Below are 26,258 nucleotides of genomic sequence, written 5' to 3' on the forward strand. Positions count from 1 at the left end.
TTAGATCCCTCTTACATGAAATTCATCACCCATTACTAACCGTAATTCTTCCTGCGCTGATATGAAATTGGACTCAGCAACAGCGGCATGCCAAATCGCCGGTGAGAATCTAAAGTCATATGAATCATTGTCCATGCTCTCTAACAGCGCGATCTCAACGGAGCGAGCGAAATATTGCATCGGGATCTCTAATTCGTAATCAAATCGAGCTTCCTCGTGCGCCTCTTGAAATGTACGCCAGAGCATTGCAGCCTGATCCATTAAACGCAGTCCGTCCCCAAAAGCGGCTGGAAGAAAATATCTGGTGTAGCTCCATTTGCTCGATTCAGGGAAGAATGCTTGATCGAATCCGGCCAAGCATGTCGCAAGGTCATTGGCAGAACAAAGCCCACGAAATCGCATTTCATCGATCATAAATCGAGACACAATCTGCGTTTGCTTACCGATCCGGAATGAGCTTTTCTGGTTCAGCAATTGTGGCTGACCGACAAGTAAAGTGATCATGCGTACGCCACGTCTCTCTAACTCATCATGGACATCTCGAAGCCATTCATATTCGATGATGTCCAAGCGCTGCGCCTCGTCAGCAAAAAATACTACCCAATTCAGGCCAGAGTTATCGACAAGTTCTTTGATCCTCTCATTTAGACGAAAACGTTTTCTTGTAATGTTTCCAGACATGGGATCTTTATGACCAGCGGCATCCAATAGATTGGCAAAAAATGCATCTTCTGAATGAGACTTTTTCTTCTGGCAACCAAAACTAATGACCACCAGTTTAGGATAATCCTCTTTAAGCATTCGGCTTACATAGCGAACGCCGTATGTTTTTCCAAATCGAGGATGGGCATAGATAATTGCGCCTGGTGTTCGAAGGCGGATAAGCTTTTTGACGCGCACGTACAGCTCGTCAATCGACGGTGTCGGCACAATATACTTCTGTGCGACAACTGGATGATCCTCTAAGGCTATTGGGCGTTGATAGGTTAGAGACATACGTATTCTTTCAAAATGTCAGCGTACGTTTGATTCTCATTGGTTTTGGATGCGGAGAGGCATCCTCTACCTTTTCAACCTGAACGTTCTGCTGTGCGTCTGTATCAGTGTCGTTGCTCAGTTTTTCTTTTTTTAATTGCTCCTTCAATGGATTAAAAAGAGGTACTGACTCACCGTGTTTTTTGTCTTGGTACTTAAATTTTGCCAAATCGTTAGCTGCATTTTTACTACTTTTACTCTGGATACGTTTGAATTTTTCCCATGCCTCTACCGGATCATCACCCTCTCTATAGTTCAACTTTCCAAGACGCTTTAATCGTAAAATTTCCTGCCGCATGCGTAGCGAATGTGGCGTGTAACACCAAGGCCTAGCTGCCGTTAAAATTCCTAGTTCAGATCCATCGTCAAAAAATGCTTTCAGGACTCTTATGTCACGTACATCGAAATACACTCGAAGTGATTGCCCTAAGAGCGATGCGCTATTTGATAAAACGTCACTGCTGTATCGAACACCTGAAAAATTAACATGAGGGCGGATACTCGACTGCAAACTTCCACGGATAGGTAACTGTCTCGCTTCTTGGAGTAGACACAAGTTAGGCCGCATCGTATTGGGCAAAGTACGCAAAAAGCCATCCTGCTTCTTGACCATATAGCTCATCGCTTCCAATGGTGTCCGGCCACCCAGCCCATCATGCGGCTCACCGTTGTAATCAGCCAGTAGTACATCAATCATGTCCTCAAGCTCGCTTAGCTCTACCAAAAGAGAAAGGTTTGATTTCGGATCGCTAAGCAGTTTCTCGATGGATTTGGGGTCGCTGCCCATCGTGCCAGGTAAGCGATGCGCGAAGTGACGAGCAATCAGGTGGAAGAAGCGCTCAATAAACGGTCTTGCATCTGGTTGACCAGAAGGACCGTTATCCGTCCAGCACCCAACAATTTTGGTTAATCGTTCCAGCGTATCGGTTGCGAGATGGGAACGTGCCCCATCAAATCGAAACCATTCCCAGCAGGCGAATTCTGTCTGCGGCAATACCGCAGATGGGTAGCCGCCACCTTCCCGTACCGCTAACCCAGGGATCATATAATCTCGCCGGCGATACGGTGTTAAAGCAGCCTGCAAAGCGGCTGCTACATCGTCCTTGTTGTATTCCCGGCCTAATGCAATTGAATAGCCAATCACCGCTCTCGTCGCTAAATCAAGTAAGACAAGAATCCAAATGCGATGAAGCTCCAGCAACGTTTCCAGACCGAAAGGGTCTTTCACACGGAGGGTGATACGGAGATCAATTTTGTGTCCGTCGAATTCAACAATTTCATACGCACGCGTTGCTGAGGGTGTCGGCATCCCCAATACAGAAACACCCGGACTAACGCGTGTAGCACCGGCATTTTTCGATGCAGACACAAATGTGGCCTCAGCGTGTTTTTTTAGATAGGTAGCTAAGGAACGTATGCCTAACAAGCTTTGCGTGAATGGGTATTCATTCGCTTTCACCCCTGCCTTGCGGCATTCTTCAAGAAAGCCCTTGTGTATGCGCTTGAGAGATTTTCTTACCTCTCTGGCGGTTGTGATTCGTTTGTTACGCTCATTAGCAGAGTGTTTTAAAAATTTCTCAATACTCGGATAAATCTGCAATAACTGAGTAAATGCACCGGAGAGTCCTGCAATGCCACCGTTAATAGATACCGGTGGCTGGCAGCGTTCGTACTCCTTAAGTCTGGCGAACGGCAAAACTGCGCGGAACCCATAAATCCGTCCATCGGCATGCTGAGTTAGACATCTAGTGAGCAATCGATAAAGAGATTGTGGATGAACACCGGTTACGTTCTTGAGAGACGCCAAAGAAACATATGGCGCTTCTATAAAAATGCGTATTGCTTCGGCCCGAGACTTAAAGTCATCTTGCTTTTCTGGCGATAACGCGGTGATGTCTACCGTTGGCCATGTCGATAAATCTCTTAGCTCATCAGGAATCGTATCCCGACTAAACGGCTTGTTCCCATAGATTAGAGACTTCATATCAGCTCAAATGTTGAGTTCAGGCCGATTGGCTTTGTTCTAATTTCTGGGCACCTGATTTTTCCTTCATGTACCAAAGAAAAGAGTACTGTCCGTACAACTATCGGGTCTTGTTCACGCACATGTTGCTGTAACTCATCGAGCGTTAGCGGGCTCTTTGCCAAGTTGCATATTTGACTACCCAATTGCGACTGGATTGTCTTTGCGTTAGCAGACAGGTACCGAAGAATGGCACCCCAGTTCTCAAAATAAACACTCTGATTTTCTAAATCTTCAGGGTCTGTGCATTTAATATCGAACTCATTAGAAGCTGCCCAATGTTTAAAAGACTGTGATTGATGGCTATCCAATCGAGTAGAGGAAAGTTCACTATTGCGTAGCAGAAACCACAGCTCGTCTCGGCCGTTGCGATTGACCCAAAAATCGACGACTCGTTTAGGTTTGGTGTGAGTTATAACGATAGGACGCTCGCAGTAAGAAGCGACCTCAGGATCCGCTTCGAGCGTAGTCCAAGCACGTAAGGCTGTTTGCCCAAACAGCGTCAACATGCGACCGACTTTAGGACCGTACACATCGTACCGATGACTTCCATACGGCCGAGTGTTGTCCACCGGTTTATGAAAACGAGATATGAACGTCATTCCTGGCTCCGGCGAGCGACAGAATAACCATCTTAGTACTTTTTAATTAAATTAATACTTTTACTTCATTGATTCTTAAATTTGCATATTTACTTCACTATCCGATGAAGTGAATATGTGAAAACCAAAATCATCATCCCTTATTATTCAAGAAGTTATAGCAAACAAGACTGGAATAAATTGTCTTCAATGAACGGCGGTATGCGATTGTTGGCATTTGTAATGATGCACAGGTTCGACCGGTTTCAAGTATTTTTCTTCGCCACAATATGGCGCAAAAGCTTGCTGACCAAGGGACTCCAGGAGACCTGATATCGGACATGCTTGATCACACTACGAAGGTAGCTGCTCGCCATTATGTGGCAGCAACCCCTGCCATCGCTAAAATCAAAGCGAGAGCACTTGGGAAAAACTCTACGTACAAGGAGCTTATGAATCTAATGACTGGGACTCCTATCTACCGAAACGACGTCAAAGACCAACGATCCGTCATCAAGGGAGTTGTCGCAGCGAGATATATCGGGAACATAGGAAAGTGTGGATTAGACGCCGATACCGCCTGCGAAAAAAATCCTATTTATTCCTGCTATACATGCAGAAAATTTCATCCTTTTATCAACGGCCAACATGCAGATGTTGCTTCTGCCTTAAGAGCCGAAGTGCAGGTAATGATCGACCAGTCGTTAGATCTTGCTGAGAACAAGGTTGTATTACAACTGGAGAAAACTATCGAACATGTTTGTGATGTAAGCGACAGATGCACTTCATTAGACTCGTCTACGGATTGAACACGTTATGAAAATTGATGAATTCATCGCTCGTCAGCGTAAGTTCTTTGAGGCAATGGATACAGGAGAGGATTGGGATGCTTCCTCCTGGAGAGTAGATTCTTGGCTCGACACTAGGGGCATAAAATCTCGCTCCCTCCCCTTCACTATGCTGGGTAAAAAAGACCCTCTTCCGCAGGTCTTCAGCGATTTCACAAAAGCTGTATTGCTATCGATTTATCAATTAAAGCGCCCAAAATTTGCTGCGTTATTCGCATATCTGATCGGAATTCGAAGACTATTCAATGAGTTATCGACGGCTGGTTCCATATACCCAGCAGATTTAAGAGGAGAACACTTTCTCAGTGCGATAGAAGCACTCAAACGAGATGAATATAAAAATTTATATGATGCCGCAAACTGTCTTGCACTCATTGGAAGTGTCATCGACAAACACGAGCTAACTCTTTTTCCTATCGATTTCATTTGCCAGATTCAGGCTCCTACTCCTCGATTGCGACATGATCCAATGATGGAGCGTGAAGCTCTATCGTCTAAGCTACCTAGTAGAGAGGCCATGATCGCCTACGCTCAATGCACAAATAATCCAATCAATGAGCGTGAGGAAATCCTACTAAGGACGATTGATCTTCATATCGCAATGGGAGCACGGATAAACGAATCAATGCTGGTTCCTGTTGATTGTTGGATTGAAAAAAAACTTCTCGATAATCAAGGTTTGCCAATCATTGATTCGGTAACTAAATTGGCCTTGACGGAGTGTGGTATTAAATATTTTCCAGAGAAAGGATTCGAGCCAAGTATTCATTGGCTTGCTGATTCGGATGTTCCGCTGGCCAGGCGGGCAATTAAGAGGCTTACTGTGCTGACAAAGCGAGCCCGTTCGGTTGCATGTTGGCAGCATGAAAATCCTGGCCGACTTTGGGATGTTGATCCTCAGGTGCTCGTTTCTCGTTCTTTCATCAACATCTATGTCGAAACAGCGGCACCTTATGATGTGAATAGGATATTGGATCGGTTGCACGTTAGAATTGCTCGAGAGCAGACCGGAAACCCTGAGTATCTAGCTGGCGATGTTGAGAGCGCATTCCTTGCCGAACGAGATTCACAGGTTGCATTCCAAAAAAACGGTAAAGTAATTTTAAGACTCCACGAGTGCTTATGCATTGGGTTTATTGGACTCTTTAGGCTCAAGGGGCAAACCAACTCGGTGAATTGGTTACTGCCAACGTTGGTAAAATTCGCTGATATAACAGGTGCATTGGGCAATACTAGCGCGGAGTCAATTTTTGATAGACGTCAACTTACTGAGGCCGATGGAACAAGAATTTCGTTGCGTACGCATCAATCAAGGCATTGGCGGAATACGCTCTATAAATTAGGGGGGATGACTGAAATACAGCAAGCTCTAGCAATGGGGCGAAAGGACATAAAACAGAACGTCTATTACCAGCATGTCGCACTTGATACCGAATTGGCTTTTCATAGCGCCTTTGTAGAGTTTCAGTCTTACCACGAGAAAGTGCAGTACCTTCAATCAGGTATTGTAAATGGGAAGATTCAAGGCGCACTTGCGGAAACATATCACCATCTGAACAAGCAAGACCCTGTCCTGGCTTCGGACTTTCTTGATACGCATGCAGGTGGAGTGCATGTGACGTTATGGGGTATTTGTACAAATGATTTTTCTCGTGAGCCATGCCAAAAACATTTGCAGTGCTTTGACAATTGCGGACACTTACATCGAACTGATGACGCTCGCGAGGCGGACAATTTAAGGAAGCTCCTTGAGCTAAACATGGAAGTGCTTACGAAGATGCAATCCGAATGTGTAGGTGAGGCTGGCGCCGACAAATGGATTGCAGAACAGGAGCGAAAAATTGAAGGTATTCGAAAGGCAATAACATTGAGCGACAAAATTGTTGGTATCCCAATCAAGGTATTTCCTGAAGCTGCAGGTATCACAAAATCAATTAGTACTCGACGAGGAAGCTCGGTTTAGATGGACAACGGAAAAGACAATAAGGCCTCGAGAGGACATGATTTAGACTTGCTGCTAGATCAGGAACTTGCTTTAATGCTCAGCGACATTTCAGGAAACTCCCCTATTTCATTTTCTTCTCTAACCAAGCGCCTTGGCTTGAACAGTAGATCAACCCTTCACACAAAAGATCGAAAAGAAAAAATTCGGCAAGCGATTGATCAACAATTTGCAATTATTGGAACTGCGTCTGATGGAAAATTTCATAGAAAAAGTCAGGCTGACAGGATTTTAGATTTAGAAAAAAAGAATGCACTTCTACAAGCTGCTCTTGATCATCAGATCGAGATGGTATGCAGAGTTATCGCAAATGCTACCGCTAAAGGATGGGATGTAGATTTTCTTCTCAGGCCGCTAATGCCCAATAATCGTCAATTGGTCCGCGGATAACATTGATACATCTAAACCACTCGTAATTGTTAATGCAAAAAAGCAACGAGCTAAAATTTATTTAATGAACATGAGTTCGTAAAATTATGAATATGTTGGTTTTAGCTAGATATTTTTTAAATCTTATTTAGATGTATGTATCAATAGGTTTTATGATTATTTAACGATTTAGTTTTTACCAAAAACAATATTTCATGTTGGTATGAGCATATGAACATGCTGGCATATAGAACCCAAATTAAGGGGAATTATGGGCGTAGAAAGAGCCGTCAGATGTAAGTGTGCTGCTTGGCTAAGCTACGAATCCTGTCTCTGGTACGCAAAGTTTGGCAAGCCTAGTTTTCAAAGTTTTTATTCGCCTTTGATTGTGCATATGCGTATTTAGATCGTTGCGTCAGCACCTAGAACGTAGACGCTTAGATTTGCTGCATGGCAAAATGATATGCTAACGCCCGTCAATTCTTATATTTAAAGCGAGGTGCTAGCATGACTAAAGGCTTTCTGATCGATACCGAACTGGAGATGCTGCGAAACGGGAAACCAAGCATTACTAGTATTCCTGACCTGCCTACTGCACTGAGTTCCGCAATCGGAGAAGAAGCCTTTCATCAGTCGCTATGTCGTCATTCCGAATATCTGCAACTGCCTTTTGTGAAACATCATGGCATTTGGTTCAACTGGATTCTGACAAAGTATCCGCTCCCTAACGGCAACGTTACAGATTTTGCCTATTTGGTAACTACTTCTGCAAGTAACACAATTGTATTAGTTGAGATAGAGGATCCTGCTAAGAAAATGTGGGTCGGGAAGCCAATAAAGCCAGAAAAATCGGACCCCTTTGTTAAAGCCCTCGAACAAGTGATGCGATGGCGGGCTGACCTTCGGGAACCAGAGAACTATTCCCAACTAATAGCCGGATTCAAGGCATTGATGGGAAAATCGGGAATGGCACTGAATAGTTGGTATGTGAAATATGTGCTGATTTATGGACGTAGTAGTGAAAACGATACCGTTGCGCGGAAGAAAATGTATGCCGATCTGCAGCAAGAAGATATTGAATTAATGACCTTTGATAATTTGGTAAGTGCGAAGAAGATCCTCACTTCTTCGCAGCGAAAAAATATTGTCAAAGCATTCCATCCTGGTCCAACGTTCTCGTACGCCTACTTGAATACTGAGCCGAGATCCGAATTCGCTTATCTGGACTATGGGAAGTTTTCTATTGATAAAGACGCACGCGAGTTATTAGTCGCGCTTGGATTTGATATCAATGCTTGGGAACAGGGAAAATTACTGAGCGCGAACAGGGGTAAAGATTTGCCAACTATTTACGGCGATGTTTAGGCGTTGATCCATATGCCAAACGAGTATCTATATTTCGACTGGAACGTCGTTAAATACTCCATGCAGCCTCGCGTAGGAACATCTGATAACGATCTGCTGCCGATAATCACTCGCTTGTCTAAGCAATATCATATTCCGTACTCCGAGGCGCATTTACGAGATTTGGCTTCAGGACACTCAGAAGAAAACAAGCACTACTCCAATCGAGATATCCAGTTTCTTACGAATTTGACCGGCTCAAAGGCGGTCGTTTTCGTTCACGAGGAGAAAACTGGAGCCGAATCTTTAGCCATCCAATCACGCAACATCGAAGCCGACTTTGCAGCCATTCTCCAAATAGTTAACTCCGAAGAGAGGGGCAAAGTAAACCTCTCCATGTACAGCAAGGAAAGGGTTCCTATCGATCTGTCGCTATTGGAGGAGGACATATTCCTTGCCAAACTTATCGACAATGGCGGGACATTAGATGCATCGGTGATGCAGCGTATATTGGTGATGCTGTGGGAAAGCCATGACGATCCAGAAAGCTATAAATGGTTTCGTCGCCAAGTGCAGAAGATTGTCGATAATATTGAGTCAAGGCCTACTGCGTTGATAAAGAATTTCCCTGCGGTACACGCAGAGATACTCCCATTGTTCAAATATTTATCACTGCAAGAGTATGACGAAATACAAAAAGTATTCACATCAGCCCTTTTCGCATTCGCGAAATTTTCTGGGAGAAATTTTCAGGAACTTACGTTTGGAGCGACGCTTGAGCTCGCTTATAACTTGCTAGATTTTCACCCTTTTTTCGCAGAGAAAATCAACGAGAAAAACCGTCCTTCTAATCAACTGCGCGACATGAAGCATCTATATTCGGCATCTAAGGCAAAATTTTTCGTGACCCAAGATCGTAGTTCATTGAAGAAGTCTCGATTCATCACACAAGCGTTGGGAATGAAAGTGAAGGTGTTAGATGTTAGCGAATTCATAGCACGCTTTTCGTGACCAATTCAAACAACTCCATTGTTTATATCGTATGGTGAAGGCTCCGGCCCGGTCATAAGACCCTAAGCCGAAGACCTGAACTTACATCTATCGAGAAAGTTCGGAAAAAGTGTCGCTCTGTATGGGCCGACTATGGGGGCAGATAACTCGTTTCAAAATTTAATCTTGATGTTTATGTGAACATATTTTATGAACATCTAATAATTAGATATCAAATAAATTGGTTTATTTTCAAGGCATTAGAAGAGTTACGAACAGCCAACTTGGGACATAAGTAAATTTGTTTGAGAAGGTTACAGCGAACAATGAAGACATTTTGGCAAGGACGCTGCCCTCTACAACACGCTAGAAAATCCAATAAATCTCTCTCCGAGGCGTCTGCTAATTGCAGGCGTTTTTTTAACCTGCCACAAACCGGTAATGCCGGCGTCGCGCCGCTTGGCCAAACCTACGGATCTGCTCGCACTTTTAAGCAAGCGGTTTGCATAGTCACTGGTCTACATGGGCGCTTCGCCCCAACCCCGATATCTTTTGCGTGAATGAAGGAATATTTTCTCGTGGTAAATTGCGCAATTAATATTGCTTGGAGCAAACATAATGAATTGCTTTGACACCATATCCACTTGGTTAAATTCGAATTTTGTGACATCGCTAATAGGAGCAATGGCAGGTGCATATTTCGGCGCGAGGGCTGCGAAAGGTATTGCGGAAAAGGCAAAGATAAAAGACGACCTATTGAAGTCATTGAAGCAAATCAATTCAGCACTTGTCACTGCTCATGGCGCATGCAACCGATTTCTGACCTACAAAGCGCAACTAACTAGTCAGCTAATGAAGGATTACAAGGCAAGTAAGAAGAACTGGCGCGAGTATCTTGAAAGTAAAGGGCAAGTTGCATTGCAACCAGTTGTGGCCAATTTTGTGAGTCTCCCAGGAATAGCGGCGCCAATAGAGGTATTGTCCAACCAAATTTATGGGGAGATAGATTTATCACCAAAGGGAAGCATGGCATTAATTACCCTATGTGGGGTTAACTCCACGCTTAACGGTGTAATTGAACGTCGCAATATATTGATAGAAGAATTTAAAAAATTAGGTGGTTTCAATACGGAAAAGTTTTTTCATACGTATTTCGGAACTCATGACACTAAATCCAGTCAGGATTCAAAATACAGTGACCTAATGCATACAATCGAAAATGAGATAGACGACGGAATATTTTTTTCTATGCTCGTAAGCGAAGAATTGGAATTATCAGGGAAAAAAGCGCTGAGAGAGTTGAAAGAAAATTATGGCATCAAAGACATAAACCTCATTAAGTTTGATATGAGCGCTATACGAGGCCTAGACCTGATTCCTAATGATGACCTTTATAAAGATTGGCTGAAGGCATTTCCTAAGCCATGACAATTACAACTTCACGTAGCACCAAGTTTTCAGGCCAAGACCTTGAGCGGCGAACTTTGCAGATTCTTTGTCGCCGAACATAGGAATGACATTCAGATGCTACTTGTTAGCAATGATAATGCCTTCATGTGCGATCTCAATTGTTTCTATCGCGACTTCATTGCCTTCGGCCTTAAGATCGGTGCCGGTGATTTTGGTCGGCCATGCGTTGACCAGGGTCCAAACCATGGTCGGTTTGCCGGCTTCGTCCAGCAAGCTGATCGTGACGGACACACGCTTGATGGTGTTCATCTTGATCTGATTGAACCAGTCCCAGAACTTGTTATCACTTTTGATGATGCCCTTCTTCATGGTCACGTTGCCGACCTTCTTCATGCCGGGCATCTTGATGACCGAAAATTCTGGATTGTCGCCGTGGCGATACTTGATTTCTTCCGACTGCATGTCAAGACCGCTGACTTCCTGGAAGGACATGACTTGCGAATCCCATTTCACCTGGAAATAGAATTTCGGGAGCGGCCACACCGTGGTCGATTGTTTCGATCCGTCATCTGCCATAACAAACCTCGTCTATAAATTGAATGGGGTAAAAATATCGATGGAGCGATGTGGCTCCGATAAAAGCCGGCACTGCCGTCGCGACTTCTACGACAGAGTTCGGAAAGGCGTTCTTCTCGACGATATACACACCAGGTGTTTTGTACTGCGCCATAATTCCGCCCTCAGTTATTATTCGATTGATACTCCCCTATTTAAGTAAATAATTCAATCCATGCAATCACCACATCACGATCAAATCGTCGGCATTTTGCTGGCAGCTGGAAAAGGCACGCGCTTTGATCCATCCGGAGCGCAAAACAAGCTGCTACAAACGACCACAGCGGGTGACAAAATTGTTGTGGCGGCCGCTACTGCACTGCTAGCTGCCCTTCCGAATGTCACTGCAGTTGTGCGTAACGCTGACGATACAGTCGCTGCCGAATTATCGGCCTTGGGCTGCAAGGTCGTCGTTTGTCCCGATGCTGACAAAGGGATGGGAGCATCACTGGTTTATGCCTTGACGCAAAACCAGCATGCAGCAGGATGGATTATAGGATTAGGCGATATGCCCAGCGTGCAAACGACAACGATTGCAGCGCTGGCGGATGAATTGAAGAATGGTGCAGATATAGTCGCGCCGTTTTACAAGGGCAGGCGTGGCAATCCTGTGGGCTTCGGAGAAAAACATCTTGCCGAGTTGCTGCGCCTAGGTGGTGATCAGGGTGCGCGTGCCTTGTTGAAGACCTATCCTGTCACAGCGGTCGAAGTTGACGATCCCGGCATTCATTACGACATCGATACTTCTGCGGATCTGCTTTCGCCGCAGATGCCGCAAAGATCAAATATCAGCTGATGTTGGTAGCTTCAATCAAGCCTGACTCGAACGCCCACTAACATCACATTGTTAAGCAAACCACCGCGACCGAACTGCGCATCGTAATTGGCGTACCAACTCACACGACGATTGATGGCAGTCAATATGCCGATGCCGCTCCAGCCAGTGTCGCGCGCCAGACCAATGCCCTGCACCGTAAAGCTGCTGCCTGGTGCTCCTGCAAATGTGGCTTGTAAATCCAGCTTGCCGTCTGTCAGTGCATGCTGCAAGGAGGCGTAGGTTTGTAGCGTACTGCGACCGGCAAACCAATTGAAGTCAGACTCGGCACGCACACCAAGTTGCGCAAGCGATTGGCCGTAACTCTGACTGTCAGCGACCAAACCGAAGCTGCCACCGCTTTCTGCAAAAGCACCGCGTCGCAGATGGTCATAGCTGATACCGGCAAACGGCGTGATCAAAACGTTGGCGGATACTTTCATCGCGTATCCGGTTTCGGCATAAGCCGATAACATGCGGTCGCTATGTGTGCTTTGCAGGCTTTCGACTTCGCTCCCGGCTAGTGCTACGCGGCTAACCGTACTCGATACGGTTGACGCACCGATTCGACCAGCTACGTACGCCCTACTATTGCTACCGTCCGCTGCGGGTATCGCATAACGTCCATATAAAGAAACGCCAACGTCCCTGCCCTTTGCTGCGCCACCAAGACGGTCAAAACCGGCTCGACTATCGGAATAAGACACTGCTGCGCCAGCGATAGTGTGATCGCCAAATTGTTTGTCGACACCGAACTGCCCGCCCCACATCGCGGTGTCTGCACTTGCATAACCACTTTGCGCCAGCTTGCCGGATGCGCCAAAAGTGGATCCCCACAATCCTGTTGCTCCTTGCTTGTCTTGATTGCCCAATAAGGCCATACGATCCGACAAGGCACGGTTGACTGTCTGCGATTGCTGGAACGTCAGTGCTTGCGACGATGCATGAATTTGTCCGGACAGACTATCCAACGCCGCCCCCAATGCCGCGATACTCGCTGTCTGCTGCAGTGCCGCCGCACTGGTGAGCAAGGCGTTGCCGTTGGGGCTATTGGCTGCGGAAGCATCTGCAACCAGCATGGCTTTTTCAATATTGGCAGCGCTATTCATACGCGTTGCGTCAGCGGCAAACGCTTGCGTAGCAACGGACGTTGTAGAAACACGGCTGATGGTCAGATCAACTTCTTTGGCGGCGTACGTGACTTTAGCCGTCAGCAAAGGCGGGAAAGCCGCGCCTACAGTTTGAAAACCAACATCACCGAAGGTATTGACGATAGAACCAGCGGTCAATATCGTCTTCGGCGTGTTGCTGGCTTGTGCTGTGACATAGTTGCTGGCGTTACCGCTACCAGTTGGTACTGTCGCCACCAGATGTGAATTACCGAGCGTCGCAGTGCCGCCGACCACCAAGGTCGAATTGATATCGTTTGCCAATATCGATCCAGCCGAGCCTGTGTAGTTACCAGCAATCGTTAAGCCTTTGCCAGTATTGCTCAAACGACCGTTATTCGTGACGTTGCCACCAATCTGACCGCCATCGCCGGACAGATTGCCAGCGGCATCGATTTGCACAGCAGAGCTGACCGAACCGGTGATGTTGAGCGTGCCGCCAGAAATCCGGCTATTGCCGCTGTAAGTATCGTTGCCTGACAAAGTCAGCGTGCCGGTACCGCTTTTGATCAATCCGGCATCACCACCGATGTCATTGCTGAAGGTCGATGACATGCCATTAAAGCTGACATTTACATTTGCTCCCAGCGCCAGACTTTGCGTAAACAAGGCTGGTCCGTTGATCGCTTTGCCCGCGTTGAGCAAGCCCCAACCGTAAGTCGCCGTATCACCCATGCTGGTGGCGGTAGACAAAATCGTTTGTCGCAACAAATCTGCATTCATCCACGGATAAACCTGCTGCACCAGCGCCAGTGCGCCGGTCACTGCTGGTACGGCAAACGAAGTGCCATACACGCGGCCGCCAGCCGTAGGCGAGACAAAGTCGCCAGGCGCTGCCAGGCACCAATTGGCGGCAACGCCGCAGCGGTTCGCATAACTGGAAATAACACCAGCCGTTGTATCCGCACTGGAAAATCCTTGCCCGCTACCAGAATTCACGGCGGTGACTGCGAGCCAGCCAGTTTGCAGACTCGGATACAGCGCCGGCAAGCCTGCAGTCATACTTGGCTGGCTGCTGTAATCGTTACCGGTAGCCCAGACGAACAACGCCCCTTTAGCGACGAAGGGCTGATAAATGCTGTTATACGTTGCACTATTCGAGGGAGCGGCTATAGAACCTGCTGTATTCGACTGATTGAAAATCCGCACGCCGCTGTTGTACAGACGATTGTAGATATCAGTATTGAGTTGCACGCCGTTACCGCTAGTGCCCGCAGCAATACCGTAAATATGCACATCCGGTGCGATGCCAGTGTGCGTACCACCCAATGCTTCCGCCACTTCGGTGCCATGTGTATCGCCGTTGCCACTGGCACCGACAAAACCTGCTGGTGTATACACTTCTTTGGTAATACGCCCTGCAAGTTCGGGATCATTGACGTTGAAATCAGTATCGACCACCCCGACCGTCACACCGGCACCGGTAATGCCGCGTGCATGTGCCGCACCAACATTGCTGGGATCAGCAACGACATAAGATGGCACGCTACCACCTGGATTTCTGGCGCTGCCACCACCTCCACCACCGCAACCTGAAAGCACAGCAGAGACCGACATCGTGAGCAGAGAAAGCTGAAACGGAATACGGGTTAAAGGAGTTGGGGATGATGTATGGATGGCGCGCTTGTTGCTCATAGTGGACCGATATAGTTGCGAGAGAAAGGCAGTCAAAAGTCACAACAAGGCGGTGCAGAACTACGTATGCGCAGATGGGGGATGATGCGTTGATGGCGCAGCGTTAATGTTTCCTGAAGGCAAAATAAATCAATCAAAAGAGAAGCTGCGGATGCACTGCGGCAACGTCTCTTTATGCGTGAATCAAGAAGCGGTCAATTCCATAACAGGCGAATCATCAATGCAAAAAAGCCAATCCGCCGAGCAGAACTGCAAGCCTGACTTCATTTTGATGCTGCTGATCATAGAGTGACGACTCTGTATTTTCCCGACAAAACCTTGTCAATATCCGCCAACTTATGGCGCGAATATCGATAAGTTGTGGCTTAGTAAAGTCGTAGTGATGACGTTCAGGAAACAACGGTGGCAGGCGATTAGCAGGACGTTAACATTGCGCCTTGTATTGCATTGGAGGAAGATTGCCGGTTATCTATTCCGCGCTTAGAACTACACACTGACCGAGCATGCGATATTCATCTGCACGACTTTTTGCCAATGCGATATTCGTCTTTTCTTTGACGTTATTAATTGCCGTCGGCGGTTGGTATCTATCAGCAGACAATAGTGACTCGGCGCAGGAAAGCGAGCATCTGACGCAGGCAGATTGGCAAGTGACCGCGGCACCAGTTTGGAATATGCCACCACTTACCTTCGACAGTACAACCCTGCCCGGTTCGTGGCACCACACTGCGCTGCCAGTATCATTACCTCTCGCTGAAAAGCTGGAGAACCGTCCCGCTAATGCGAAAACATCCCTCAGCACAACCTGGATCAGACTACCCATAGATGGTTCCTCGCATCCTTCCGATTCCTTGACCTTATACGGCGTACGCATCAAAACCGAAGGCAGCGTCGCTCTGTATGCCAATGGTCGACTGGTATACCGTGCACAACAACAAGGTCCGCTTTGGAATAGCTTGTTCACGCCGCTATGGGTCACGCTGGACAAGAGCAACCTTGATGCGCCCTTGCATGAAATTCTGGTGCAGATCGAACATCCATCCAATACCCGAGTCGGCATGTCTTCGTTATGGCTTGGAACTGCAGAATCACTGAAAGCGCGCTACTACGTGCGCCAATGGTTGCAGCGAGAATTGCCGGCAACGCTCAGCGCTGCATTTTTGGCGGTAGGGATTTTTGCCTTGTTTGTATGGCTTAGACGCGGGCGACAAATCACCTATCTGCTTTTTTTCAATCTCGCAGCCATCTCCTTTGTTGGACACCTTCATTACTATGTTGAACGGCCCATCACGCATGACTGGTTTGCGTGGCTCACCAGCAATGCTCTGTTCTGGTTGATTGCCGTTGTCCATCTTTTCCTCTGTCAACTGCATGGCCGCCCGCTTGTTTGGTTGACTCGCGTTATCTTCGCTATAGCCGCCATCATCAGCGCTCTGACCTTAGCCAACATACTGCCTTACTACCCCAGCACGTCGATACTCGTCCCTGTGATTTATGGCTTGGCCGTTTTGATAGGCGCAATCGTTTCGATCGCCGGTGTGGTGTATTCATGGAAGCGTTCTCGCGATGGACTATTGGTAGCAATCTGCGTCGCCATAGGAACATTGTTAGGGCTGTCTGATTGGCTGCTGTACTCCAACTTCATCAATCCGGAAGGCTGGTTCCTCGGTGCATACACCAATGCGGTTACGTTCGCCGTATTCGGCACGTTGATGTATCGACGTTACGTCAATGCGATTGACGAGGTTGAACAAGCCAATGCCAATCTGGCGCAGCGTCTGCAGGCGCGTGAAGCCGAGCTTGAAATCAGCCATAAACAGTTACGTGAAGCTGAGCTGCGTCAAACCATCAGCGACGAGCGGCAGCGCCTGATGCAGGATATGCATGACGGCTTGGGCTCATCACTGATCAGTGCCATTCGTTCACTGGAGCAAGGTGGCGTAAGTGAACTCAAGATTTCGCAAATCCTGAAGGATTGCCTGGACGATCTGAAGTTAACCATTGACTCAATGGAGCCAATTGAAGCGGATCTGGTGTTGCTGCTGGCCACCCTGCGCTTCCGTCTGGAACCTCGTCTGGAAGGCACAGGCATCACTTTGTTGTGGGAAGTACAGGATCTTCCTGCACTGGACTGGCTTGATCCTTCCAGTTCGCTGCATATTCTGCGCATCGTACAAGAAGGCATTGCCAATATCCTGCGTCATACCCGCGCCAATGAAATTCGTATCAGTACATCCAAAGATGCCAAGGGTGTGACCATCAGCATAGAAGATAACGGCCAAGGTTTTGATGTTGAAAAAACACTGAGTAGCGCGGCTGGACGCGGCTTGCATAACCAGCAGCGTCGAGCCATGGCACTTGAGGGAGCGATCAGCTGGAAGTCGAGTAAGACGGGAACGCAATTCATGCTGTGGTTACCGCTGGAACGTCAGACGAAAAAGAACGAGATGCAAGTTGTTGAATAGATTCAATAACTTACTATCATTTTCGCTGCAATAGCTTTAAGTTTTGGCGCTGATGCTGCAAGCAGAAAATCTCATCTCATACACTTTCAAAAGCATGCGAACTGCAAGTAGCTACAGTTGAAAACTGTATAGGCATGCAACTTGCATCGTAGATATTGTTATATTTCTTGGCGTTCGCGTAAAATGCTGCAGATGCGTCATATTTATGTGCTATTCCTCCTGCTCGCTTTACCCCTTCAATGGGGATGGGCAAACTCAGCCCCATGCGGGGCAGAGACTAAGGTCCCAGTCACATATATAACGCTAGGCGAAATGCTCAGAATGAGCAGCTCTCAGCCAGCGGCTATCGCAGAACAAACATCATCCCGGGCGCCTGCAGCGCCGGAAACAGTCATTTCTCGCTCTATCTTTATAGAAGACTCCACTGGCCTCAGTGAAATATCGCGCTGGGAGTTTGAGGTGAATGGCACAGAAGATATAGCCGCGCAGATTTATGCACCTGATTGGGGCGATCTGATGGTTGATAACCTGTCGTGCAGCTTGCCGCCAACGAAAAGCACGAATGTGGTCTCGCAATCGCATGACCCCTACGAATTCGATCTTCCATTACCACTATCCCTAGTCTGTTTGGCATTGGGAGACACTCCTTTTATTGCATCGCAACACCCTCCTCTACCAGCGCCCATCTTCCGCGCCTACCGTCCACCAGCCCTGACGGTCTAGTCTCACTACGTCCATTTTTCCAGGGCGGCTTTCGGGCCGTCCGCACGCTATGCGGCACTTCGTCCGCGGCGTGTACACGCTTAACTTAAATCAATGAAACCTATCACACTACTCATTACGTCAGTGTGGCTGGCAGGCATGTGGTCGCACGCGACCGCAGCACAGCCATATACATTGGATCAGCTGTTGTCGCTGGCCTTGCAAGGAAACAAAGGTGTGCAAGCAGTCGCCGCTGGCGTCGAAGCTGCACGCGCTGGTGTCACCACCGCAGGTGCCTACCCTAATCCAGAAGTCGAATACACAAGCGGCCGTGTATCACCTCGAGTGCCCAGCGCTACGAGCGGTACCGGTCAAACGGTATCGATCACTCAGCGTCTGGATCTGCCTAGCCAGCGTTACTTGCGTCAGGAAATAGCGCGCAAGACTGTGAGCGCAACTATCGCGGGGCAGGATCAGTTCACGGCTGAACTGGTTGCTCGGGTCAAGCACGGCTACTACGAAACACTGCGGCGCCAGGCTGAATTCGAAGCTGCACAGGAAGATTTAGCCGTGACCCAACAGTTGTACGACCGAGCACAAGTGCGCGTCGATGTGGGCGAAGCGCCAAGATATGAAGCGATCCGTGTTTCGACCGAGTTGCTCAACGCGCAAAAGAATAGTCATAGCTCTCTGTTGCGGGCAAATCAGGCCAAGTCTTTCTTGCGTCAACAGGTAGGCGATATTCTGCCTGCCAGCTTTGCTATCGCGGGCACCATGGGCGACGTTCCGCCTTTGGCACCACTGAATAGCCTGCGCGAAATCATGTTGTCCACCAATCCGGAATTGACCCAGTACCGTATGGAACTGCAACGTGCCGGTGTGGCGGTGGATTACCAGCGTTCGCTGCGTCTGCCTTCGATTGCGCTGAAAGCGACTTCCAATCGCGATCCAGAGGTGCGTGACACTCAGTTCGGCGTCGTGATGACCATTCCTCTATGGGATCGTAATCGGGGACCGATTAATGAAGCCTCCGCCAGCGCGATGCGTGTGCGTTACGCGCTGGAAGCACGCGAATTCGAACTGACACAGCAGCTGGATTCTGCCTATCAGCAATCTCAGATCGCCTCCTCGCAAGTCGAAGCGCTGGAATCAGGCATCGTGCGCCAGGCTGAAAGCGCCCTGCGCGTGGCTGAAGCCGCTTACCGCTACGGTGAACGCGGCATCATCGATTACCTCGATGCGCAGCGTGCTCTGCGTACTGCGCGCAACGACCTCATCGCGGCTCAATTCGATCTGCAAGTGGCCACTATAGAAATCCAGCGACTGTTAGCTAACTCTTCCACAGGTAACAAACCATGATGCCCCGTCTTTCTACTACTGGCGCGATGATCGCGCTTTGCATTTCCCTCGCGGCTTGCGGCGACAAAGCTGAACCAAAAACCGAGACACCGGCCAAGAAGGTCGATCCTAATATCGTCGTGGCTCCCGACTCCTTGCGTGAACGCATCAAGATCGGCACCGTTGGTCTGAAACCGTTCAGCGATGTGCTGCGCGTTCCTGGTCTCATCGATTTTGATCGTCAACGCATGGTACGTATCGGTGCACCAGTCACTGGCCGTGTCACTGACATCACAGCCTCACTCGGTCAAACCGTCAAGCCAGGTGATGTATTAGCCCGTCTGCACAGCACCGAACTGGGTAGCGCGCAATTAGCCTATCTGAAGGCAAAAGCGCAATCCGAACTGCAGCAGAATAATCAGGCGCGTGCACGCCAGCTGTTTGCTGCTGACGTCATCGGTAAGGCAGAACTGCAACGTCGTGAGAATGAATATGCAGTCGCCGCAGCTGAATCACGCGCTGCAGCCGAACAACTCAAAGTGCTTGGCATGTCATCAGCCGCCATCGCACGTATGGCTCAGAGTGGTGACATCAGTTCGTTCTCGCCAGTGGTTTCTAGCCTGGGTGGCTCCGTCGTCGAACTCCAGGTATCACCTGGTCAGGTGGTACAACCGGCAGACGCACTCTTCACCGTAGCAGACTTGTCGCATGTATGGGCAGTCGCTGAAGTGCCTGAGCAACAAGCCGACATGGTCGCCGTCGGTCAGGCTGTGGACATCGAAGTACCTGCACTTGGTAATCGCAAGATCACCGGGAAACTCATCTTCGTCGGACAGATCGTTGATCCTGCCACACGCACAGTCAAAGTACGTACCGCAATCGATAACAAGGATGGCCGTCTGAAACCAGCCATGCTGGCGACCATGCTGATCGCGAGCCGACCTACCGAGCAACTGGTCATACCAGCAGCTGCGGTAGTGCGTTTTGAGAATGAAAATCTGGTCTACGTTGAAACGCAACCCGGCCACTTCCGCGCTACCAAAATACAGGTGGGACAGTCGAATCACGATGAACTCGTCGTGACCTCTGGTTTGAAGGCCGGTGATCGTATTGCCATCGACGGCGCCTTCCATCTCAACAATCAGCGTACCGGTATCGCACAGGAGTAATGCAATGTTAGAGAAGATAGTTCGCGCTGCTCTGCAGCAGCGACTGATCATTGTCGTCCTGGCAGCCATCGCCCTGATCATCGGGCTGGATGCTATGCGCAAGTTGTCGGTCGATGCCTTCCCTGACGTTACCAACGTTCAGGTCCAAATTGCTACCGATGCTACTGGCCGCTCACCTGAAGAGGTCGAGCGTTTCGTGACGGTACCGATTGAAATCGCCATGACCGGTCTGCCGGGAATGGAAGAAATGCGCTCGCTCAACAAACCGGGCTTGTCGCTGATCACACTAGTCTTTACCGATGCCACCGACGTGTATTTCGCACGACAGCTGGTGATGGAACGGCTCATCGAAATCGCTGCACGCATGCCCACTGGCGTCACGCCAGTATTGGGTCCGGTGTCCACTGGTCTGGGTGAGGTTTACCAGTACACACTCGACAAACCAGATGATGGTGACCGCGAGTTAACACAGAAGGAACTGACCGAGCGACGTATCGTGCAGGACTGGATGGTACGACCATTGCTGCGCTCGATTCCACAAGTAGCGGAAATCAACTCGCAAGGTGGCTACGTCAAGCAGTATCAGGTGCTGGTCAATCCTGATCGCATGAGCCATTACGGTATTTCGCTCAAGCAGGTGTACGAAGCGTTGGCGCGCAACAATGCCAACTCGGGCGGTGGCATTCTGCCTCACTATGCGGAGCAATATCTGATCCGTGGCGTGGGTCTGATCGAGAATCTGGATGACATCCGCAATATCGTATTGACCGAGTCCAACGGCACACCCGTCTACATTCGTGACGTTGCTCAAGTCAGTATGGGACATGAAGTTCGCTACGGCGCTCTGGTCAAGAATGGTGTTACCGAGTCCGTAGGTGGCATCGTGATGATGATGCGTGGCGGTAACGCCAAGGAAGTCGTGTCGCGCATCAAGGATCGCGTGGCTGAAATCAACAAGGCAGGCATGTTGCCGGATGGTTTGCAGATCGTGCCCTACTACGACCGCAGCGAATTAGTGGATGCTGCTTTATGGACCGTCGCCAAGGTCTTGCTGGAAGGCGTGGCACTGGTGGTCATCATCTTGCTGGTATTCCTCGGGGACATACGGTCGTCAGTGATCGTCGTCGCCACCTTGATACTGACGCCTTTGCTGACTTTCTTCGTCATGAACCGGTTTGGCATCTCCGCCAACCTGATGTCGCTAGGTGGTTTGGCGGTGGCGATCGGGCTGATGGTGGATGGCTCAGTGGTCGTGGTAGAGAACGCTTTCGGACATTTGGGGCAGCCCAATAAATACGGCAAGAGCAAGATACAAATCATACTGAAAGCAGTGATTGAAGTGGCAACGCCGGTGGTATTCGGCATCGGCATCATCATCCTGGTATTCCTGCCTTTGATGACGCTCAAGGGTATGGAAGGCAAGATGTTTGCGCCGCTGGCGTTCACCATTGCGATTGCACTGGCGATTTCCTTGCTGCTGTCGTTGACGCTGACCCCGGTGCTGTCTTCTTATCTGCTCAAAGGTGGTGCCGAACATGACACGCGCCTGGTTGGTTTCCTGAAAAAACACTACCTGCGCATGCTCGACTGGGTATTGGCCAATGCCAAGAAAACCGTATTGTTCTCAGTACTGGCTTTCGTTGCCGCGGTAGGCATGCTGCCGTTGCTAGGCACAGCCTTTATCCCGGAAATGAAGGAAGGTTCACTGGTGCCGGGTATCAATCGTGTGCCGAACATCTCGCTGGAAGAATCCATCGCACTCGAGAAGCAAGCGATGGGCATCATCATGAAAGTACCTGGCGTGAAGTCTGCCATTTCGGGTGTAGGTCGTGGCGAAAGTCCGGCTGATCCGCAAGCGCAGAATGAATCGACTCCGATTGTCAGCCTGAAACCGCAAGATGAATGGCCTGATGGCTGGACCCAGGATACGATCGCCAGAGAAATCAAGAAGCGGCTGGAGGTTATCCCAAGCGCGCAAATCATCATGGCGCAACCGATTTCGGATCGCGTGGATGAAATGGTGACCGGCGTACGCTCTGACGTCGCAGTCAAAATATTCGGCGAAGACCTGGATCGCTTATTGGAGAAAGCCCACGAAATTGCACGTGTGGCCGAAACGGTAACCGGTGCACGCGACATTCGAGTAGATCGCGTCAGTGGCCAACAATACTTGTCGATCAATATCGATCGACAAGCGATCGCGCGCTACGGCCTGAACGTGTCCGATATCAATGACGTCATCGAAGTAGCCATCGCCGGTAAAGAAGCGACAGATGTCTACGAAGGTGAACGACGCTTCTCGGCTGCCGTCAGGTTGCCTGAAAACTTCCGCGGCAACGTGCAAGAGATCAAGCAGATCATGCTGACTACGCCGAATGGTGCGCGCGTGCCTTTGGATAGTCTTGCTCACATCGAGGTGCGCGACGGACCGGCTCAGATCAGCCGCGAAGGTGGCAAACGTCGTGTGGTGGTGGCGATCAACGTACAGGATCGCGATCTGGGTAGTTTCGTAGCGGAACTGCAGCAAGTTGTGCAAGGCAAGATACAACTGCCTCCTGGCTACTACCTCGAATGGGGTGGTCAGTTCCAGAACATGGAACGTGCACTGGGTCACCTTGCAGTCATCGTCCCGGCGACAGTAGCGGCAATTTTCTTCCTGCTGTTCCTGCTGTTTAAATCGGTACGCTACGCGACACTCATCATTACCGTACTGCCCTTTGCTTCGATCGGCGGCATCATCGGCCTCTTCGTTACCGGCGAATATCTGTCGGTACCAGCGTCGGTCGGCTTCATTGCCTTGTGGGGTATCGCGGTGCTTAACGGCGTTGTGATGGTGTCTTACATTAAGAAGCTGCGCACTGAGGGCTTGAGCATTGCAGACGCGGTGGTACAAGGCGCAACCATGCGTTTCCGTCCGGTCATGATGACGGCCACAGTCGCGATGCTGGGACTGGTGCCCTTCCTGTTCGCAACTGGCCCTGGTTCGGAAGTACAGCGTCCGTTGGCAGTCGTCGTGATTGGCGGCTTGATCACATGTACCGCGCTGACCTTGCTGGTACTGCCTACCTTGTATCGCTGGTTCGATGATGAAGAAGGCGAAGCCTGATCTGCAATCTTGAGCATGGCGTCGCCGTAGATGGCGACGCCTATCGTTTCATACTGAACATAGGAGTCAGAACATGAAAGAAATCAAAGCCATTATTCGTCCGGCGCGTCTGGACGATGTGCGTGAAGCCTTGGGGCAAGTAGTCGGATTCCCCGGCATGACCATCACGCAAGTGGAAGGCTGCAGCTCCCCTGCACGGCATCAGCCGCATAACCTGAAGGAAGAGTTGCTCGATTATTCACCGAAGGTACGTATCGATATCATCGTTGACGATCAATACGCGCAAGCCGTGTACGACACCATCAAGAGTGTCGGCTCGACCAAGCACATAGGCGACGGCATCGTATGGATCACCACAGTAGATCAATTCGATTACATCTGGCAGCCGGAATCTTAGTGCTGCGAGTTTAAGCTTGGTGCACTAGTCAATTGTTTTTCAAAACGCCTGCTGATTGCAGGCGTTTTTTTTACATCATGCGGACTCTTGCCTGACCGCTATCTCACTTTACCCTCGGGATCTTTTTCAACCCGGCACTACTCTATGTAACGATGTCGTCACGGTCTGCATCGAGAATAGGAAGTATTAGCGGTTCATAAAACAAATCGCCAGATTTGGCGTATATTCATCCAAACGTTGTCGAGACAGTATCAACCTGCCTCATTAGTTCCGGGAAGCGCTCCCTGGGCAGTCGCAATTTACCAGTGGATCGTCGGTGTTCATCGTCAAAAAATGAGCCTTGCATGCCAGAGATCGAGCTTATTCAGTTACGAACTAACAGCGGCACACTCACAACACTGCGTGCGATGTCTTACATCGCCATCGCGCAACAAGTCCCCATTTCAAGTATTTCTGCTTCTGTTGACCGCATCCATGCTGTCCAGGCAGCAAAAAACACACGACTTATTCCATCTCAAGACACTTTGCTCCAAAACAGGATGGCAAAGTGCTTGCGTACGTCGGTAGACATGCCAGACAGCAATACCAACCGTAAGCGTTATATAACGCCGAAAATTAGCGTCACTCTCCACAGTTAACGTCCATCAACAAACCACACGGAAGAAGGTATGAACTCCACTACCCGCCTGCCAGCACCGCGCCGAACACGTATCGCTGCCTGCATAGCCGTGGCACTACTTGCTGGCTGTGCCGTTGGACCTGATTTCAAAGAGCCAGAAGCACCCAAGGTCGCTGATACTAGTCGGCCTTACACGACTAAGCCATTGCCGGCACAGACTGTCAGTGCGCCAGTTGTTGGTGGCAACGCTCAAAGCTTCGTCAACGAGCAAGATATTCCTGCGCAATGGTGGGAAGTATTTCACTCAGAACCATTGGATCGCTTGATACGTTCAGCACTGACGCGCAGTCCAACGCTTGCTTCGGCTCAGGCGGCACTGCGGCAAGCACAGGCATCGTATGAGGCTACGGTCGGCAACAAGCTTTTCCCTAGCGTCTCCGCGCAGATTGGCCCGACGCGGCAGAAAGTCTCTCCGATTACGAGTGGCACAGCGAACGGCGGGATATATACCTTGTATAACGCCTCGGTAAATGTCTCCTACAACATCGATGTCTTCGGCGCGACACGGCGTGACCTCGAAGGCTTGCAAGCCGCAATTGATTATCAGCGTTACCAAGTTGAGGCGGCCTATTTGAGTTTGACTGCGAATCTGGTCACAACGGCAGTGCAGGAAGCCTCATTGCGTGCGCAAATACAAGCCACGCGCGAAGTGATAGATGCGCAATCCCAATCACTCACCATCGTCGAAAATCAGGCGAAACTTGGCGCCATCCCGCGCTCGACTTTATTGGCGCAGCGTACGCAATTAGCACAAACGCTAGCAACGCTGCCGGCACTTGAAAGCGCATTGGCACAGACACGCAATCAACTTGCTGTGTACGCAGGCCGTTTGCCTAACGATGATGGATTGCCTGAATTTTCACTGGCGTCGCTACAGTTACCACGAGAGTTGCCGGTGAGCCTGCCGTCATCACTAGTGCGTCAGCGTCCGGACATACGTGCCAGCGAAGCCTTGCTGCATCAAGCCAGCGCACAAGTCGGTGTCGCCACGGCCAATATGTATCCGCAGATTACATTGAGCGGCAGCGTTGGCTCGCAGAGTCTGACATTCGGCAATTTGTTTACTGCAGGTAGCGGCGTTTGGAGCATAGGCGGAAGTTTGTTGCAGCCTATCTTCAATGGTGGCGCTCTACGTGCGCAAAAACGCGGTGCGGTCGCAGCGTTTGAACAGGCACAAGCGCAGTATCAACAAACCGTCCTCAACGCATTCCTGAACGTATCCAACACGCTGCAAGCTCTGGATAGTGATGCCCAGACTTTGCAAGCACAAGCCGAGGCCGCATCACTGGCACGTCAACAGCTTGATCTGGTATCGGGTCAATACAAGCTGGGCGCGATCAGTTATCTATCCCTGCTGGATGCGCAACGTACTTACCAGCAAACACAGATCTCGCTGGCGCAAGCACAGGCAGCGCGTTATTCAGATACAGCAGCCCTGTTCCAGGCGCTGGGCGGTGGCTGGTGGAATCGTCCAGAACTGGCTCAAGTGCCAGCCACGACCACCGTGGACGGCACGATATCTGACGCCAAGCCGCCCTCCCCGTAACGCTGGCTAAAAGCTGCACAT

Annotated in this window: 21 protein-coding genes; 16 read left to right on the forward strand and 5 right to left on the reverse strand. The window is 49.5% G+C overall.

The genetic code is table 11. From position 1 onward, the window contains the following. The 3 genes from BQ6873_RS03210 to BQ6873_RS03220 are packed head-to-tail and all read right to left on the reverse strand — an operon-like array spanning position 1 to position 3,660. Complete coding sequence (locus BQ6873_RS03210) at positions 1 to 996, reverse strand: ATP-binding protein (RefSeq protein ID WP_076591362.1); 996 nt, start codon at positions 994 to 996, stop codon at positions 1 to 3. A 10-nt stretch (positions 997 to 1,006) separates the two neighbouring features. Next, positions 1,007 to 3,019, reverse strand: coding sequence for a hypothetical protein (locus tag BQ6873_RS03215; protein ID WP_076591363.1), 2,013 nt, complete (start codon positions 3,017 to 3,019; stop codon positions 1,007 to 1,009). Continuing rightward, positions 3,016 to 3,660: a hypothetical protein gene (locus tag BQ6873_RS03220; protein ID WP_076591364.1), complete on the reverse strand. Its 645-nt coding sequence runs from the start codon at positions 3,658 to 3,660 to the stop codon at positions 3,016 to 3,018. Before BQ6873_RS03220 ends, BQ6873_RS03215 begins: the two co-directional genes overlap by 4 nt. Positions 3,661 to 3,929: 269 nt before the next feature. On the opposite strand from BQ6873_RS03220, the gene BQ6873_RS03225 reads away from it, so the two are divergent. The 6 genes from BQ6873_RS03225 (at position 3,930) to BQ6873_RS03250 (ending at position 10,620) form a co-directional block, all read left to right on the forward strand. Next, positions 3,930 to 4,448 carry a hypothetical protein gene (locus BQ6873_RS03225; RefSeq protein WP_076591365.1) on the forward strand — a complete coding sequence of 173 codons (519 nt, stop codon included), beginning with the start codon at positions 3,930 to 3,932 and terminating at the stop codon, positions 4,446 to 4,448. Positions 4,449 to 4,455: 7 nt separating this feature from the next. After that, a complete protein-coding gene (locus tag BQ6873_RS03230; RefSeq protein ID WP_076591366.1) occupies positions 4,456 to 6,450 on the forward strand; it encodes a hypothetical protein in 1,995 nt (664 codons plus the stop codon). Beyond that, on the forward strand, positions 6,451 to 6,879 hold the full coding sequence (locus tag BQ6873_RS03235) for a hypothetical protein (protein WP_076591367.1): 429 nt from the start codon (positions 6,451 to 6,453) through the stop codon (positions 6,877 to 6,879). Positions 6,880 to 7,365: 486 nt separating this feature from the next. After that, positions 7,366 to 8,223, forward strand: a complete 858-nt coding sequence (locus tag BQ6873_RS03240; RefSeq protein ID WP_076591368.1) for a Shedu anti-phage system protein SduA domain-containing protein — start codon at positions 7,366 to 7,368, stop codon at positions 8,221 to 8,223. A gap of 60 nt (positions 8,224 to 8,283) precedes the next feature. Further along, positions 8,284 to 9,213, forward strand: coding sequence for a hypothetical protein (locus BQ6873_RS03245; RefSeq protein WP_157889106.1), 930 nt, complete (start codon positions 8,284 to 8,286; stop codon positions 9,211 to 9,213). Positions 9,214 to 9,876: 663 nt separating this feature from the next. Then, entirely contained in the window at positions 9,877 to 10,620 is a 744-nt protein-coding gene (locus tag BQ6873_RS03250; protein ID WP_157889107.1) for a hypothetical protein, read from the forward strand. A 99-nt stretch (positions 10,621 to 10,719) separates the two neighbouring features. Here the strand turns inward: BQ6873_RS03250 and BQ6873_RS03255 are convergent, their stop codons facing one another. Beyond that, positions 10,720 to 11,178: a phage tail protein gene (locus BQ6873_RS03255; protein WP_076591371.1), complete on the reverse strand. Its 459-nt coding sequence runs from the start codon at positions 11,176 to 11,178 to the stop codon at positions 10,720 to 10,722. A gap of 214 nt (positions 11,179 to 11,392) precedes the next feature. Here BQ6873_RS03255 and BQ6873_RS03260 point away from each other — a divergent pair, with 214 nt between their 5' ends. Further along, complete coding sequence (locus BQ6873_RS03260) at positions 11,393 to 12,013, forward strand: nucleotidyltransferase family protein (RefSeq protein ID WP_076591372.1); 621 nt, start codon at positions 11,393 to 11,395, stop codon at positions 12,011 to 12,013. Between the two features lie 11 nt (positions 12,014 to 12,024). Here BQ6873_RS03260 and BQ6873_RS03265 read toward each other — a convergent pair whose 3' ends face one another. Further along, the gene (locus BQ6873_RS03265; RefSeq protein ID WP_076591373.1) at positions 12,025 to 14,835 is read right to left on the reverse strand and encodes an autotransporter serine protease; all 2,811 of its coding nucleotides are present in this window, start codon (positions 14,833 to 14,835) and stop codon (positions 12,025 to 12,027) included. A 106-nt stretch (positions 14,836 to 14,941) separates the two neighbouring features. On the opposite strand from BQ6873_RS03265, the gene BQ6873_RS03270 reads away from it, so the two are divergent. The 9 genes from BQ6873_RS03270 to BQ6873_RS03310 all read left to right on the forward strand — a co-directional run bounded on the left by BQ6873_RS03270 (position 14,942) and on the right by BQ6873_RS03310 (position 26,237). Further along, entirely contained in the window at positions 14,942 to 15,127 is a 186-nt protein-coding gene (locus tag BQ6873_RS03270; RefSeq protein ID WP_076591374.1) for a hypothetical protein, read from the forward strand. Positions 15,128 to 15,338: 211 nt separating this feature from the next. After that, positions 15,339 to 17,300 carry a sensor histidine kinase gene (locus BQ6873_RS03275; RefSeq protein ID WP_076591375.1) on the forward strand — a complete coding sequence of 654 codons (1,962 nt, stop codon included), beginning with the start codon at positions 15,339 to 15,341 and terminating at the stop codon, positions 17,298 to 17,300. A 321-nt stretch (positions 17,301 to 17,621) separates the two neighbouring features. Continuing rightward, entirely contained in the window at positions 17,622 to 18,023 is a 402-nt protein-coding gene (locus BQ6873_RS03280; RefSeq protein ID WP_157889109.1) for a hypothetical protein, read from the forward strand. A 93-nt stretch (positions 18,024 to 18,116) separates the two neighbouring features. Then, a complete protein-coding gene (locus tag BQ6873_RS03285; protein ID WP_076591377.1) occupies positions 18,117 to 19,361 on the forward strand; it encodes a TolC family protein in 1,245 nt (414 codons plus the stop codon). Then, positions 19,358 to 20,509 carry an efflux RND transporter periplasmic adaptor subunit gene (locus tag BQ6873_RS03290; protein ID WP_076591378.1) on the forward strand — a complete coding sequence of 384 codons (1,152 nt, stop codon included), beginning with the start codon at positions 19,358 to 19,360 and terminating at the stop codon, positions 20,507 to 20,509. The genes BQ6873_RS03285 and BQ6873_RS03290 overlap by 4 nt, the downstream gene beginning before the upstream one ends. A gap of 4 nt (positions 20,510 to 20,513) precedes the next feature. Further along, positions 20,514 to 23,615, forward strand: coding sequence for an efflux RND transporter permease subunit (locus BQ6873_RS03295; RefSeq protein ID WP_076591379.1), 3,102 nt, complete (start codon positions 20,514 to 20,516; stop codon positions 23,613 to 23,615). 73 nt (positions 23,616 to 23,688) lie between these two features. Further along, positions 23,689 to 24,012, forward strand: coding sequence for a P-II family nitrogen regulator (locus BQ6873_RS03300; protein WP_076591380.1), 324 nt, complete (start codon positions 23,689 to 23,691; stop codon positions 24,010 to 24,012). 344 nt (positions 24,013 to 24,356) lie between these two features. Continuing rightward, positions 24,357 to 24,650: a hypothetical protein gene (locus tag BQ6873_RS03305; protein WP_076591381.1), complete on the forward strand. Its 294-nt coding sequence runs from the start codon at positions 24,357 to 24,359 to the stop codon at positions 24,648 to 24,650. 30 nt (positions 24,651 to 24,680) lie between these two features. After that, complete coding sequence (locus BQ6873_RS03310; RefSeq protein ID WP_076591382.1) at positions 24,681 to 26,237, forward strand: efflux transporter outer membrane subunit; 1,557 nt, start codon at positions 24,681 to 24,683, stop codon at positions 26,235 to 26,237. The last annotated feature ends 21 nt before the right edge of the window (positions 26,238 to 26,258 follow it).

The organism is Herminiimonas arsenitoxidans (assembly GCF_900130075.1).
Classification (GTDB): Bacteria; Pseudomonadota; Gammaproteobacteria; order Burkholderiales; family Burkholderiaceae_D; genus Oxalicibacterium; species Oxalicibacterium arsenitoxidans.

What these genes read in the sequence shown, in the direction of transcription:
- BQ6873_RS03210 (WP_076591362.1), bottom strand. Translation starts at nt 996, where the DNA reads ATGTCTCTAACCTATCAACGCCCAATAGCCTTAGAGGATCATCCAGTT.
- BQ6873_RS03215 (WP_076591363.1), bottom strand. Translation starts at nt 3,019, where the DNA reads ATGAAGTCTCTAATCTATGGGAACAAGCCGTTTAGTCGGGATACGATT.
- BQ6873_RS03220 (WP_076591364.1), bottom strand. Translation starts at nt 3,660, where the DNA reads ATGACGTTCATATCTCGTTTTCATAAACCGGTGGACAACACTCGGCCG.
- BQ6873_RS03225 (WP_076591365.1), top strand. Translation starts at nt 3,930, where the DNA reads ATGGCGCAAAAGCTTGCTGACCAAGGGACTCCAGGAGACCTGATATCG.
- BQ6873_RS03230 (WP_076591366.1), top strand. Translation starts at nt 4,456, where the DNA reads ATGAAAATTGATGAATTCATCGCTCGTCAGCGTAAGTTCTTTGAGGCA.
- BQ6873_RS03235 (WP_076591367.1), top strand. Translation starts at nt 6,451, where the DNA reads ATGGACAACGGAAAAGACAATAAGGCCTCGAGAGGACATGATTTAGAC.
- BQ6873_RS03240 (WP_076591368.1), top strand. Translation starts at nt 7,366, where the DNA reads ATGACTAAAGGCTTTCTGATCGATACCGAACTGGAGATGCTGCGAAAC.
- BQ6873_RS03245 (WP_157889106.1), top strand. Translation starts at nt 8,284, where the DNA reads ATGCAGCCTCGCGTAGGAACATCTGATAACGATCTGCTGCCGATAATC.
- BQ6873_RS03250 (WP_157889107.1), top strand. Translation starts at nt 9,877, where the DNA reads ATGGCAGGTGCATATTTCGGCGCGAGGGCTGCGAAAGGTATTGCGGAA.
- BQ6873_RS03255 (WP_076591371.1), bottom strand. Translation starts at nt 11,178, where the DNA reads ATGGCAGATGACGGATCGAAACAATCGACCACGGTGTGGCCGCTCCCG.
- BQ6873_RS03260 (WP_076591372.1), top strand. Translation starts at nt 11,393, where the DNA reads ATGCAATCACCACATCACGATCAAATCGTCGGCATTTTGCTGGCAGCT.
- BQ6873_RS03265 (WP_076591373.1), bottom strand. Translation starts at nt 14,835, where the DNA reads ATGAGCAACAAGCGCGCCATCCATACATCATCCCCAACTCCTTTAACC.
- BQ6873_RS03270 (WP_076591374.1), top strand. Translation starts at nt 14,942, where the DNA reads ATGTTTCCTGAAGGCAAAATAAATCAATCAAAAGAGAAGCTGCGGATG.
- BQ6873_RS03275 (WP_076591375.1), top strand. Translation starts at nt 15,339, where the DNA reads ATGCGATATTCATCTGCACGACTTTTTGCCAATGCGATATTCGTCTTT.
- BQ6873_RS03280 (WP_157889109.1), top strand. Translation starts at nt 17,622, where the DNA reads ATGAGCAGCTCTCAGCCAGCGGCTATCGCAGAACAAACATCATCCCGG.
- BQ6873_RS03285 (WP_076591377.1), top strand. Translation starts at nt 18,117, where the DNA reads ATGAAACCTATCACACTACTCATTACGTCAGTGTGGCTGGCAGGCATG.
- BQ6873_RS03290 (WP_076591378.1), top strand. Translation starts at nt 19,358, where the DNA reads ATGATGCCCCGTCTTTCTACTACTGGCGCGATGATCGCGCTTTGCATT.
- BQ6873_RS03295 (WP_076591379.1), top strand. Translation starts at nt 20,514, where the DNA reads ATGTTAGAGAAGATAGTTCGCGCTGCTCTGCAGCAGCGACTGATCATT.
- BQ6873_RS03300 (WP_076591380.1), top strand. Translation starts at nt 23,689, where the DNA reads ATGAAAGAAATCAAAGCCATTATTCGTCCGGCGCGTCTGGACGATGTG.
- BQ6873_RS03305 (WP_076591381.1), top strand. Translation starts at nt 24,357, where the DNA reads ATGCCAGAGATCGAGCTTATTCAGTTACGAACTAACAGCGGCACACTC.
- BQ6873_RS03310 (WP_076591382.1), top strand. Translation starts at nt 24,681, where the DNA reads ATGAACTCCACTACCCGCCTGCCAGCACCGCGCCGAACACGTATCGCT.